General features: G+C 69.5%; 9 protein-coding genes. 7 read left to right on the top strand and 2 right to left on the bottom strand.

Going from position 1 to position 13,654, the window contains the following annotated elements; translation table 11 throughout:
• Window positions 1–13 precede the first annotated feature (13 nt).
• Window positions 14–1,282: an endo-1,3-beta-xylanase gene (locus M4J07_RS28910; RefSeq protein ID WP_255976352.1), complete on the bottom strand. Its 1,269-nt coding sequence runs from the start codon at window positions 1,280–1,282 to the stop codon at window positions 14–16.
• Between the two features lie 350 nt (window positions 1,283–1,632).
• On the opposite strand from M4J07_RS28910, the gene M4J07_RS28905 reads away from it, so the two are divergent.
• From M4J07_RS28905 to M4J07_RS28875, 7 genes are all read left to right on the top strand, one after another.
• Window positions 1,633–2,916 carry an ABC transporter substrate-binding protein gene (locus M4J07_RS28905; RefSeq protein WP_255976350.1) on the top strand — a complete coding sequence of 428 codons (1,284 nt, stop codon included), beginning with the start codon at window positions 1,633–1,635 and terminating at the stop codon, window positions 2,914–2,916.
• A gap of 44 nt (window positions 2,917–2,960) precedes the next feature.
• Entirely contained in the window at window positions 2,961–3,932 is a 972-nt protein-coding gene (locus tag M4J07_RS28900) for a carbohydrate ABC transporter permease (protein ID WP_255976349.1), read from the top strand.
• A 32-nt stretch (window positions 3,933–3,964) separates the two neighbouring features.
• Window positions 3,965–4,840 carry a carbohydrate ABC transporter permease gene (locus tag M4J07_RS28895; RefSeq protein WP_255976347.1) on the top strand — a complete coding sequence of 292 codons (876 nt, stop codon included), beginning with the start codon at window positions 3,965–3,967 and terminating at the stop codon, window positions 4,838–4,840.
• 71 nt (window positions 4,841–4,911) lie between these two features.
• Complete coding sequence (locus tag M4J07_RS28890) at window positions 4,912–6,654, top strand: glycoside hydrolase family 43 protein (RefSeq protein ID WP_374215097.1); 1,743 nt, start codon at window positions 4,912–4,914, stop codon at window positions 6,652–6,654.
• A 78-nt stretch (window positions 6,655–6,732) separates the two neighbouring features.
• The gene (locus tag M4J07_RS28885) at window positions 6,733–7,764 is read left to right on the top strand and encodes a LacI family DNA-binding transcriptional regulator (protein ID WP_255976345.1); all 1,032 of its coding nucleotides are present in this window, start codon (window positions 6,733–6,735) and stop codon (window positions 7,762–7,764) included.
• A gap of 268 nt (window positions 7,765–8,032) precedes the next feature.
• Window positions 8,033–10,408, top strand: coding sequence for an AbfB domain-containing protein (locus M4J07_RS28880; protein WP_374215096.1), 2,376 nt, complete (start codon window positions 8,033–8,035; stop codon window positions 10,406–10,408).
• Window positions 10,409–10,809: 401 nt separating this feature from the next.
• Complete coding sequence (locus M4J07_RS28875; RefSeq protein WP_255976344.1) at window positions 10,810–11,910, top strand: glycoside hydrolase family 43 protein; 1,101 nt, start codon at window positions 10,810–10,812, stop codon at window positions 11,908–11,910.
• Window positions 11,911–11,939: 29 nt separating this feature from the next.
• Here M4J07_RS28875 and M4J07_RS28870 read toward each other — a convergent pair whose 3' ends face one another.
• Window positions 11,940–13,562, bottom strand: a complete 1,623-nt coding sequence (locus M4J07_RS28870; protein WP_255976342.1) for an eCIS core domain-containing protein — start codon at window positions 13,560–13,562, stop codon at window positions 11,940–11,942.
• Window positions 13,563–13,654 lie beyond the last annotated feature (92 nt).

Raw genomic sequence — 13,654 nt, 5'->3', positions numbered from 1 at the left:
ACATGGTGCGGGGTCAGCCGTTCGCCCAGCCCGAGCCGCGCAGTTGGCCGAGGAAGCGGTCGCGGATCGTGGGATTCGCCTGGATGCGGGAGTCGCCCCAGTAGCCGTTGGAGCAGCCGGGGCCGCCGGCCTGGGCGCCGTCCGCGCACTGCCACTGCGTCTGGCTGTCCCAGTCGGTGTTGATGTAGGCGGCGGCCCGCACGACGTCCCGGTTCTTCGCGATCCAGTCGAAGTAGGGCTGGTACCACTCGTTCCAGAGGGTGTTCGCGTCGGCGGCGACCGGCCCCTTGCGCATGATGCAGCTCTTCGTGCCCGCGCCGTTGTCGTAGCCCTGCGGCGCGGACTCGGCGACCATCACCGGCTTGCCGTGCCCGCGGGCGAAGTTCAGCACGCGGTCCTGGAGGTCGGCCGGCGCGGTGTCCGTCGCGCTGCAGCCCCACTGCGTGTTCACCGATCCGGCCGAGTAGAACGCGGACAGGCCCACCCAGTCGACGTACTGGTCACCGGGGTACCAGGCGTCGAAGTGGTGCGGGTCGGTGACGACGTAGTTCCATTCGGGGTGGTCGGTGCTGGTGTTGAGCGGCCAGGCCGCGGTCTGCCAGACCGTGGCGACCTTCGTGGCGCCGAGGGCGTCGATGCGCCCCTTGATGTAGGCGAACGCCTGCTTGTAGAAGCCGGCGTTGTAGCAGTTCCAGGGGCCGTCGAACTCGTAGCCGATCCGCAGGAACACCTGGCGGTCGTAGCCCTTGAGCTTGGTCACCATCTCGTCGACCTTGTCGCGGTAGCGCGTGATGAGGTTCGGGCTGCCCGAGGTGACGTCGCTGTCGTTCGTGCCGATGATGGCGCGCAGCGGCTGGTTGTTGCAGCCGGTGGTGGCGTCGGAGAGATAGAGCCCGACGGCGACGGCCGCGTCGGGGTACTGGGCGAGGGTGCTGTTGAAGTCGACGGTTCCCGCGCCCCAGTTGGCTGGGCCGTTCATCCCGGCGAGCGGCTCCGGGTTCCCGCCGAGCACCAGGTTCGTGTAGAGCGTGACGCCGCCGGGGGCGGGCGCGCCGAGGGCGGACTGGTCGAGGACGTCGCGCTTGTAGTCGGCGAGCGTGTCGCTGTCCTGGCCCATGAGGGACAGCGTCCTGCCGTCGGGTGGGAGGTTGCGGGCAGCGACGGTCGAATCCGCCGAGGCGGGCGCGGTGCCGAGCGCCCCCAGCACGGCCGCCGCCGCGAGGCCGGCCACCGTTGCCGTGACGCGTCCGCGTAGGGACGTCGTCGGGTTCGTACGTCTCATGGATCTCAGGGGCCTGAAGGGATTCACGGGTCAACTCCTCCTATTGGGGGGTGAGTTCCGCCCCGCATCGTGGAGACCGCTCCGCGTTACGTCAATGAATCACGTAAGTTTCGTAGACCTTCGCTGGTTGCGGCTCCGCGTTCGAAACACTCCAGGCATCCGGAAGGCGAATCCCCCTGACGTAACACTGCCTTGAACAGGGGTACTTGGAGATCGGTCGACATCCATGACGGCTGCGAATGTTCTTCGAAACTCTTGACATCAAGTTTCGTCAACCGTCAGGTTGTCCGCATCGAAACGCCCTCGCGTCCTTCGGTCTCCCACTCGTTCACGACCCTCGGAGGTCCCCCATGGGCTCCTCGCACGCCCGCAGATCCGCCGCCACGGCAGCGGCACTCGCCACCCTGCTCGCCCTGTCCGGCTGCGCCTCAGGCTCCGTGGAGTCCGACGGCAAGATCACCCTCACTGTCGCCACCTTCAGCGACTTCGGGTACAAGCCGCTGATCAAGGAGTACGAGAAGGCGCACCCCGACATCGTGGTGAAGGAGCGGATCTCCCAGCTCGACCAGCACCACAACAGCCTCTCCACACAGCTGTCCTCGGGCAGCGGCGCCGCCGACGTCGTCGCGATCGAGGAGGGCTACCTGCCCAAGTTCCGCACGGTGCAGGACAAGTTCGTGAACCTCGCCGCCTCGGGAGGGCTGAAGCGCAAGGACGAGTACCTGCCCTACAAGTGGGCCCAAGGCACCACCGACGGCGGCAAGTTCGTGATGGGGTACGGCACCGACGTCGGCGGCCTCGCCATCTGCTACCGCAAGGACCTCTTCCGCCGGGCGGGGCTGCCCACGGACCGGGAGGCGGTGGGCAGGCTGTGGCCCACCTGGGACGCGTACTTCAAGGCCGGTGACACGTTCCGCACCAAGGTGAAGGACCACGCCTGGTTCGACTCGGCGGGCAACGTGTTCAGCGCGATGATGAACCAGACCGAGTACGGGTTCTTCGACGCCGACGACTCCTACATAGCCGACGAGAACCCGGACGTGAAGCGGTCCTTCTCCGCCTCCGCCGACGCCGCGGCCGACGGCATGTCCGCCAACCTCGTCCCGTTCAGCCAGCAGTGGAACGCCGGCATCAAGCAGGGCCGGATGGCGACCATCACCTGCCCCGCCTGGATGACCGGTCTCATCCAGACCGCGGCCGGCAAGGAGGGCGAGGGCAAGTGGGACATCGCCTCCGTGCCCGGAGGCGGCGGCAACTGGGGCGGCTCCTTCCTGACGGTGCCCAAGCAGGGCAGGCACACGAAGGAGGCCGCCGACCTCGCCGCGTTCCTGACCTCGGCGGACTCGGAGAAGAAAATCTTCCAGGGGCCGACCGGCTCGCTCCCGTCACTCACCGGCGCACTGTCCGACCCGGCAGTGCAGAACACCCGGCAGAAGTACTTCGACGACGCCCCGACCGGCAAGATCTTCGCCGCCTCCGCGCAGGGCCTCAAGCCCAGTTACCGCGGCACCAAGGACCAGCAGGTGCGCATCCCGTTCGCCAACGCCCTCCAGCTCGTCGAGCAGCGCAAGTCCTCCCCCGCCCAGGCCTGGCAGAAGGCCCTGTCCGACGCGGCGAAGAACCTCAAGCACTGACCCCCGACGCCTGCACCCGACTGCCGAGCCCGTAAGGAGATTCCATGGCGGTCCACACCGCCGGTGCCCAGCGCACCCTCGAATCAGAAGCGCCACCGGGCCGCCGGGCCCGAAGGCGGCCGACGCGGCAGAGCCGCGTCACGCCGTACACCTTCATCGCACCGTTCTTCGTCGTCTTCGGGCTGTTCGGGCTCTATCCGCTGCTCTACACGCTCTGGGTGTCCCTGCACCGCTGGGACCGGCTCACCGGCGACGGCGGGTTCACGGGCCTGGCGAACTTCCGCGACCTGTTCGCCGACCCCGACTTCTACAACGCCACCTACAACACCTTCAGCATCTACCTGCTCTCCACGGTCCCCCAGCTGCTGCTCGCCCTGGCCGTCGCCTGGCTGCTCGACCGCCGGCTGCGCGCCAGGACGACCTGGCGCGCCCTCGTCCTCGTACCTCAGTACGTGTCCGTGGTCGCCGTGGCCCTCGTCTTCTCGCAGTTGTTCGGCCGCGACTTCGGCGTCGTCAATTGGGTCCTGGAACAGCTGGGCCTGATCAGTGCCCCCGTCGACTGGACCGCGGACACCTGGAGTTCACACCTCGCGATCAGCTTCATGGTCATGTGGCGCTGGACCGGCTACAACGCCCTGATCTATCTCGCCGCGATGCAGGCGGTGCCGCGCGACCTGTACGAGTCGGCGATGGTCGACGGCGCCGGACGCCTGCTCACCTTCCGCCGCATCACCCTGCCCGCCATCCGCCCCACCCTGCTCTTCACGGTCGTCATCTCGACCATCGGCGGCCTCCAACTCTTCGCGGAACCCCTGCTGTTCGACTCCCAGGCCAACGCCGAGGGCGGCACGGAGCACCAGTTCCAGACCCTCACGCTGATGCTCTACAAGTACGGGTTCATCAACAACGACGCCGGATACGCGTCCGCCGTCTCCTGGGTGCTGTTCCTCGTCATCGCCGCGGTCGCCGCGCTCAACTTCTACCTCACCCGCCGCCTGGGCGGCTCCGACCGATGACCCCTCCCCCGGCCCCCGAAGGAAGCCCCCGCATGGCCACACTCCCGGCCGCCGAACGCCCGCGCGCCCGCGCCGCAGGGCCCCGGCGCCACGACAGCGCCGGTCCGCTGGCCTACGCCCTGCTCGCCGCCGTGGTCCTCGCCTCGGTCTTCCCGCTCTACTGGACGTTCGTCGTCGCCTCGCACAGCGACAACTCCGTACTCGGCGGCTCGACCCCGTCCCTGGTGCCCGGCGGACACCTGCTGGAGAACATCGGGCGCGTCTTCGACACCGTCGACTTCTGGAAGGCGCTCGGCAACTCCTTCACCGTCGCCGGCACCACCGCCGTCAGCAACGTCCTGCTCTCGTCGCTCGCCGGGTACGCCTTCGCCAAACTCCGCTTCCCCGGCCGCAACGCCCTCCTGGTCGTCGTGATCACCACGGTGATGGTGCCGACGCAGCTCGGCATCATCCCGCTGTACCTGCTCGTGACCGACCTGGGCCTTTACGGAAAGCTCAGCGCGCTCATCGTGCCCTCCCTGGTCTCCGCGATCGGCGTGTTCTGGATGCGACAGGCCATGGAGGAGAACGTCCCGGACGAACTCATCGAAGCGGCCCGGATGGACGGCGCGGGGCAACTGCGCACCTTCTGGTACGTGGCCTGGCCCGGCGTGCGCTCGGTCGCGGCGGTACTCGGCATGTTCACCTTCATGTTCGCCTGGAACGACTACTTCTGGCCGCTGATCGCCCTGCCTCCGGAGAACGGCACCGTACAGATCGCCCTGAACCAACTCGCCGCCGGCTACTACACCGACTACACCCTGATGCTCGCCGGTGTCGTGGTCTCCGTCGTCCCCGTGCTCGTGCTCTTCGCCGTACTGGCCCGGCGCATCGTCTCCGGCGTGATGGCCGGAGCGGTGAAGGGATGAGCCGGCGCTCCGGCGCCGCCACGCCACACCCCTGACCGTGACCGCATCCTCATCGATCCCCGAGGAACCGCATGACTGCCGCCGCACCCACGACCGGGCCGACCTCCGCCGCGCCGCCGCCCGCGCCCGGACGGCCCGCGATGATCCGCAATCCCGTCCTGGCCGGATTCCACCCGGACCCGTCCCTGCTCCGGGTCGGTGAGGACTACTACCTCGCCACCTCCACCTTCGAATGGCTGCCGGGGGTGACGCTGCACCACTCACGCGACCTGGTGAACTGGCGCCCGCTGGGCGGCGCGCTGACGGAGGAGCGGCTCATCGACCTCGCCGGGGCCCCTGACTCGGGCGGCGTGTGGGCACCGTGCCTGTCGTACGCCGACGGGCTGTTCCACCTCGTCTACTCCCACGTGAGGAGCCTGACCGGCGCCTACAAGGACGTACGCAACTGGGTCACGACGGCCCCCTCCCCCACCGGCCCGTGGTCCGACCCCGCTCCCGCACCCGGCGGCGGATTCGATCCGTCCCTGTTCCACGACACCGGTCCGGGCGGCAGCGGCCGCAGTTGGCTGCTGTGGCTGTCCTGGGACCACCGGCCGGGCCACGATCCGTTCGGCGGCATCCTGCTGCAGGAGTGGGACCGGACCGCGCGCAGGACCGTCGGGCCGGCGCGGCGGATCTTCTCCGGGACCCCGCTCGGACGCACCGAAGGACCGCACCTGTACCGCAAGGACGGCTGGTACTACCTGGTCACCGCGGAGGGCGGCACGTCGTGGGAGCACGCGGTGACCGTCGCGCGCTCACGTGACGTCACCGGCCCCTACACCCCCGATCCGGCCGGCCCGCTGCTCACCGCGTACGGCGACGACGCCCTGGAGCTCCAGAAGGCCGGCCACGGCAGCCTCGTCGAGACCCCCGGCGGTGCCTGGTACCTGGCCCACCTCACCGCACGCCCGCTGACCCCGCGCGGCGCCTGCGTACTGGGCCGCGAAACCGCCCTGCAGCGCGTGCACTGGACGCTGGACGGCTGGCCTCGCGTCGACGGCGACGCGGGCCCCGGGCGCCCGTCCGTGCAGGTCCCCGCGCCCACTGGTGAACGCCTCTCGTCACAGCCGCCGGCCGCTGCGCCCGCCAACGTCCTCGACCCCGGGTGGATGACCCTGCGCCGGCATCCCGATCCGTCCTGGCTCACCCGGACCGGCGCGCACGACGGCACCCCGGGCCTGCGGCTGCGCGGGGGCGAGTCGCTCTCGTCGCTCCATGAACAGAGCCTGGTGGCCCGCCGCCAGCAGCACCTGCGCTTCACAGCCGGGACGACGGTCTCCTTCCGACCGCGCTCGCCCCAGCACATGGCCGGCCTGGTCCACTTCTACAACACCCAGCTCTGGCACTACGCCCATGTCACCTGGACCGAGGAACAGGGCAGGGTCCTGCGCCTCGCCGTCTGTGACCGCGGCCGCTACAGCGAACCCGCGCCGCTCGTGCGGCTTCCCCCGGACGGTCCGGTCCGGCTGCGGCTGACCGGACGGGGGTCCGAGGCCGCCTTCAGCTGGTCGGTGGGCACCGACCCCGACGTCCGCGCGGAACACCCGCTCGGACCGGCCCTCGACGTGGCCCGCCTCTCCGACGAGTACGCGACCGTGGGCGACGGCGCGCACTTCAGCAGTTGGGGCTTCACCGGGGCCTTCATCGGCGTGTGCGCGCAGGACCTCACCGGCGGCGGACGTCCCGCCGGGTTCACCGCGCTGGACTACCAGGAACGCACACCCCCCGGCCTGGAGGCGAAGGGACCGGGAGGGATGCCGGACGACCGATGACGGGCTTTAGGCTTCACCCCACGACGCCGCACCCTGCCGCGCCCCGCACGCCTCCGTCTCACGGGAGTCCTACGCCGCATGACCGCACAGTCCCGCCCCCGCGCAACCATCGGTTCCATCGCGGCCGAGGCCGGAGTGTCGACGGCCACCGTGTCGAAGGTGCTCAACGGCCGCAGCGACGTCTCCGCGGCGACCCGGGAACGCGTGCAGGACATCATGGCGCGCCACCACTACCACCCGCGCCGTCCGCGGCGCCGTGGCGGCATCGTCGACCTGGTCCTCAACGAGCTGGACAGCCTGTGGTCCGTCGAGATCATCCGCGGAGCCGAGGAGACCCTGCGGGAGGCGGGCGTCAGCATGGTCCTGTCCGCGGCGCACGGCAGCAGCTCGGAGACCAGCGCCTGGCTCGACCAGTTGGCGGCCCGCCGCTCGGACGGCGCGATCCTGGTCGTCTCCGATCTGACGCTGGGCCAGCGCACCCGGCTGGCCTCGCTGGGCGTCCCGTTCGTCCTGGTCGACCCCGTCGGCAACGTCGAGGCCGGCGTCCCGACCATCGGCGCCACCAACTGGGCGGGCGCGGTCGCCGCCACCGAGCACCTGATCGGCCTCGGACACCGCCACATAGCCCATCTCGCTGGCCCGCGCCAGCTGTTGTGCAGCCGGGCGCGCGCGGACGGCTTCCGGGCGGCGATGGAGGCCGCCGGTCTCGACGCCCCCGAGGGCTCCGTGCGCTACGGCGCCTTCACCGACCCCTCGGGGCGCGCCGAGACGATCGCCCTCCTCGACGAGGCCGAGGAGCGCCGACTGCCCCGCCCCACGGCGGTGTTCGCCGCGAGCGACCTGCAGGCGTTCGGGGCGTACACCGCGCTGCGCGAGCGCGGGCTGCGGATTCCGCAGGACATCAGCGTGGTCGGCTTCGACGATCTGCCCGTGGCGCAGTGGAGCGACCCCACGCTCACCACGGTCCGCCAGCCGCTCCAGGACATGGCGGCCATGGCGGCCCGCACGCTGCTGCGGGTGATCGACGGCGAGGACGTCGATCTCCCCCGGGTGGAGCTCGCCACCCGCTTGGTGGTCCGCGCCAGCACGGCGGCGCCCGCAGCGAGTTGACCGTCCACGGCAGATTGCGTGTCCAAGGCGTTGACGCGCTGTCAGACCGTACGCCATAACTTCTCTTACAACGATGTAAGAAGTGGCGTGCCGATCCGTACCTCCGGCGCGCCCTCTCCGCCTGAGGCACCTGAATCCGACCCCTTCAGCGCCTCTCCCGTACAGCGTTGTAAGGATCAACCAGAACCGGGCACCCCGCGTGCTCCAGCACCTCCGTACCGCCGTCCGGCGGCCCGTCCGGCCGCGCCCTGCGACACGAGGAGCCCCGATGCACCACCCGTCCACCCCCCTCAGACCGGCACGCCTCACACGTGCCCTGTCCGCGTCCCGCCCGGGCCGCGCGCTCGGCATCCTGCTGACCGCCCTCGCGCTGCTCCTGGGCGGCGCCACCGCCATGGCCCCCGCCACCCAGGCCGCGGCCACCGCCTGGACCCCCAAACCGGCGCCGATGACGACGCCGTGGACCGACCAGGTCTCCCGGGACAATCCGCTGCCGGAGTATCCGCGACCGCAGCTGACCCGGCCCGACTGGGCCAATCTCAACGGCATCTGGGACTTCGCCGTCACCTCGGCGGACGCCGGACAGCCGGCCACGTTCACCGAGCAGATCCGGGTCCCCTTCGTCGCGGAATCCGCGCTCTCCGGCATCCAGCGCAAGATCACCCAGAACGACAAGCTCTGGTACAAGCGCACGTTCACCGTTCCCTCCGCATGGAACGGCCGCCGCGTCCAGCTCAACTTCGGCGCCAGCGACTGGCGTACGACGGTGTGGGTCAACGGGCAGCAGGCGGGCACGGCGCACAGCGGCGGCTACGACGCCTTCGGCTACGACATCACGCCCCTGCTGAACGGCGGCACCAACACCATCGTGGTCTCGGTGTTCGACCCGACCCAGACCGGCGGTCAGGCCGTGGGCAAGCAGCGCATCAACGACGTGACGCCGCACCCCGGCGGCGGCATCTTCTACACCGCGGCCTCCGGCATCTGGCAGACGGTGTGGCTGGAGCCCACGGCCCCGGCCCACATCACCCGCCTCGACATGGTGCCGAACCTCTCCGACTCGACCCTCCGGGTCACCGTCCGCGGCGACGGGATCAGCGGCCAGAGCGCACGCGTCACTGTCAGCTCGGGCGGTACGACGGTGGGCTCGGCGACCGGCGCGGTCGGCTCGCAGCTGACGGTCCGGATCACCGACCCGCACCTCTGGTCCCCCGACGACCCGTTCCTCTACGACGTCAAGGCCGACCTCGTCTCCGGCTCCACGGTGTCCGACTCCGTCGGCAGCTACGCCGGCCTGCGGTCGATCTCGCGCGGCACGGTCGACGGCAGGCAACGGCTGCTGCTCAACGGAAAGTTCCTGTTCCAGACCGGCACACTCGACCAGGGGTACTGGCCCGACGGCATCTACACCGCGCCCACCGACGACGCCCTCAAGTACGACCTCCAGAAGCACAAGGACCTCGGCTTCAACATGGTCCGCAAGCACATCAAGGTCGAACCCCAGCGCTGGTTCTACTGGGCCGACCGACTCGGACTGCTCGTGTGGCAGGACATGCCCGCGATGGACACCCGCACCCCGGACACGGCCGCCCGCACCCAGTGGGAGGCCGAGTACGACCAGATCATCGACGAGCACCGCAGCTCCCCGTCGCTCGTCATGTGGGTCGACGAGAACGAGGGCTGGGGCCAGTACGACCAGGCCCGCATCGCCGACAAGGTGAAAGCGGCCGACCCTTCACGTCTGGTCGACAACATGAGCGGCATCAACTGCTGCGGCTCGGTCGACGGCGGCAACGGCGACGTGATCGACCACCACATCTACGTGGGCCCGGGCGTGACCACCCCGTCCTCGACCCGGGCCGCCGTGCTCGGCGAGTACGGCGGTCTCGGACTCCGGGTCCCCGGCCACGAATGGTCGCCGGGCAACGGCTTCTCGTACGAGGACCAGGCCGACGCCGCCCACCTGAACAACCGCTTCATCGGCCTGATCGACGCCCTGCGCCTGCAACAGATGCCGGCCGGTCTGTCCGCGTCGGTCTACACCGAGATCACCGACGTCGAGAACGAGGTCAACGGCCTGCTGACGTACGACCGCCAGGTCGTCAAGGTCGACGCGGGACGGGTCAAGGCGGCGAACCAGGCGCTGATCAACGCCTCGAAGAGTCCGGCGGCACCGACGACCCTGCCCACCGGTCTCCAGTCCCTGCGGGTCACCACCCCCGGCTACACCGACCGGTACATCCGGCACAAGGACGCCCTCGCGTACACCGAGGTCGTGAACAGCGGCAGCACCGATCTCCTGAAGAACGACGCCACGTGGCGCATCGTGCCCGGCCTGGCGGACAGCTCCTGCTACTCCTTCGAATCCCGCAACTACCCGGGCGAGTACCTGCGCCACCGCGAGTTCCGCGTGCACCGGGAGGCCGGTGACGGCTCGGCACTGTTCCGCGCGGACGCCACGTTCTGCGCGGTGCCGGGGCAGGGCGGCGTGCGCCTGATGGCCCAGAACTACCCGGGCCAGTACCTGCGCCACTACAACTCCGAGGTGTACCTCGCCGTCCCCGGCGGCTCCCGCGCCGCGGACAACCCCAGCCTGTTCACCGAGGACACCACCTGGGCCGTGGAAGCACCCTGGGCTCCCTGACCCACCCTCGCTCCCCGTTCCCCGCTTCGGACTGCCGCGCACATCTCCCCAGAAGGGGCATGGGCGCGGCCTGTCCGCGCCGCGAGTTGAGGTCCGCCACGTGCCGCACGGCGAGTCGAGCACGTCGCCAGGCGGAACGCGCAGAGAGGATCGGCCCGACGCTGCACTCGTCGCTCCCCAACGGTCCACGGCGCCACAGGCGTTGACATGTCCCGCCCCCTTCGGGAGCCTGTGGGAGCGGTCTTCCAACGATGTAACTTCGCGTCCCGACCGACGCGACAGTCAGGGTCTCCATCGCCACCCGTCGCCACATCCTCCCTCTCGGATGTCGTCCGCAACCGGCTCCCTCCACGGGCCGGGCGTCGTCCGAGAGGGAGCCCCCCACACAAGGGAAAGAGTCCATGAAGCTCTTCAGACGCTCCTTGGGTATCGGCGCCCTCGCACTGGCGGGCGCGCTCGCCCTTCCGCTGTCCCTGTCCCTGCCGGACACCGCCCGCGGGGCATCGCCCGCACCCGAGAACGCGGTGCAGGGCGCGACCGGTCTCAACGGCGCGGACCCCAGCGTGCTGCGGGTCGGCAGCACCTACATCGCCGTCAAGTCGGCCGACGGCGGCATCGTCGTACGGCAGGCCTCCTCGCTGGACGGCCTCGCCTCCGCGCCCGCGCAGAAGGTCTGGTCGGACACGAACGACCTGGGTGAGGTGTGGGCTCCGGAGATCGTCCGCGACTCGGGCCGCTACTACATCTACTTCTCGGCCGGGCGCAGTTCCGCCCACCGGATGTACGTCATCAGCTCCGACAGCCCCGCCGGCGGGTACACGAGCGAGAAGAAGCTGGCCCTGCCGGACGACAAGTGGGCCATCGACGGCACCCTGTTCACTTTCCAGGGTGAACGCTGGTTCGTCTGGTCGGGCTGGGCCGGTGACACGAACGTCGAACAGAACCTCTACATCGCGCCGATGAGCGATCCGACCACCCCGACCGGTCAGCGCCACATCATTTCGCAGCCCCGCGAGAGCTGGGAACGGGTGGTCGGCAATCCGTACATCAACGAGGCGCCGGAGGCCATCAAGGACCCGAGCGGTCAGCTGCACATCGTGTACTCCGCCAACGGCAGTTGGAGCGACCAGTACTGCCTGGCCGACCTGCGGCTGAGGTCCGGCGGGGATCCCACGTACGTATGGGACTGGTACAAGTCGAACGGCTGCCTGTTCGGTTCGCACCGGGACACGATGATGACCGGATGGGATCCGACGCTGTACGTCGACGGCCCGGGCCACCACAGCTTCGTCCTGCTCGACGGCGACATCAACACCAGCCCGCCCGCGGGCCAGAAGTTCCCCCTGATGTTCCACGCGGTCGCGAAGGGCACGCCGTACTCCTGGGCGAACCGCTACTGGTACAGCGGCTCGTTCCTCTGGTGGGGCGACATCACCTACCGGCGGGCCAACGTCCCCGGCGCCGAGACCAACACGGGATGGAGTCTCAAGTTCTTCGAGTGAGGTGACGCCCGAGAGCCCGTCTGAGGCTCTCAGAGAGTGGCGCCCTTGATACGAGGGAAGGGTTTGGCGAGTCGCCAGTTCTCGTAGAAGCCCAGGAAGAGATTCCACTCCGGGTTCACGGCCATCCAATTCGCCAGGGGGACAGGCCCGGTCGGTGTCGGTACGGTGGTCGTTCGTATCTCGGTGAGGAAGTCGTCGACCTCATGGGCTCCCGCACGCTGGGCCAACTGGAAGATTCCGATGGCCAGACTGCCGGAGACGACAGGGCCGTAGAGGGCTCGTTTGGTGCGCAGGAAGGAGCGCGCCGCCGATATCTGCTGGGCGGTCGGGGGATCGGAGATCGCGCCGAGGCCAGCGAAGCCTGACCTCGGAAAGACCTTGCCGACAATGCCCTGAACCGTGGGACCAAACGTGAGCTTCCGCCTCTGGAAGTCGGCCACGATCGCGGGAGTCGCCTCCGCGGAGGCAGCGATCCGCGAGTGCAGGAGCACTGATTCGTGGTTGTCCGACACCCCTTTGGTCACCGTGGCCGTGATCTGCTCCCTGGTACGGCCTTTCACGTAGTCCTCAGGGTCCACGGTGACGCCTTCGCGCGAAAGGATCCCGACCTCGGTGATGGCCAGTGTGCGCAGACCACTGGCAGCCAGTACTTGGTTCACCGAGGCAAGGGCCGCAGCTGAGGTCGCACCGTCCGCGGTCCAGACGTGACTCCTGAATCCGGGGGTCCGGAAGCGCCCGGTTCCGTGGGCGATCACATCTGCGATGTAGGAGCGGTTGAGCTCCGGAATGCCCGTCCAGATCTTCCGTCGCAGCGCGTCGTCCCGCCCTTTGATGAGCGCGTCGCGGATGGCCCATTCCGTCTGAAGGATCTTCTCGGCACGTTCCTGCACCGTGCCGTGCAGGAAGATGTGATTGTCCTTGGCGTCGTTCCAGTCGTAGGCGTGATTGCCCAGCCAGTGGCCGCCTGCGGCCATGTCGAAGACCAGGCGCCAGTTCTCGCCCTGCACCACCCGCTTGCCGACCAGGTAGAACGTGGCTCGCGCCCCTGCGGCATTGAGGGCGTCGAGCACTCGGGCGGTGTTGCCCTCCGCATCGGGCCCGTCGTCGTAGGTGAGCTCGAGCCGGGAGAGCCATGCCGTACGGCTCGAAATGCTGGGCGGTGCCACCGCCGCCCGACGGCCGCAATCGCCGTCGACCTCAGTCGTGAGAGCCGGGTAGGCTGCCCGCAGACCGCCCCAACCCAGAGCCGCGACAGCCGAACCAGCCTCGGTTTCGGCCGGGTCGTGCGGTTGGGAGACGCCCAGGATGCCGACGCCGGCGCGGCGGTGCTGGACGACATGAACAAGTTCGTGGGCGAGCAGCCGTCGCCCCCGGTCGAGGTGCGGCTCGTACTGCCCAGGGGCGAAGAGGATGTCGGATCCGCCGATGCACGCCGCCGCTGCCTGGCGTCCCGTTCCGGCCTCTGACTCCGCATCGGTGTGCACCCGCACGTCACTGAAGTCGTGCCCCAAAGCGCGCTGGAACGTGGCGCGGACGTCAGGGTCGAGACGTTGGCCCGGCGCGTCCGTGCAACGCCGGGCGCTGACGGCGGTGCCGGATTCCCGCGCGGGTGAACTGAGCTGACGCCGCGAAGGAGTCTTGAACACGGCCATCACCATCACACTCCCCTGCCTGCTGCGCCCGGGCGTATTGGTACCGCGACCGACCCACGCTAGACAGCTCGCCGTCACCGCAGCGTCACGAG

Origin of the sequence: Streptomyces longispororuber (assembly GCF_024448165.1) — a bacterium.
Taxonomy (GTDB): domain Bacteria; phylum Actinomycetota; class Actinomycetes; order Streptomycetales; family Streptomycetaceae; genus Streptomyces; species Streptomyces longispororuber_A.
The sequence above is the reverse complement of the archived record's forward strand: the minus strand, read 5'-3'. Positions and strand labels throughout refer to the sequence as shown.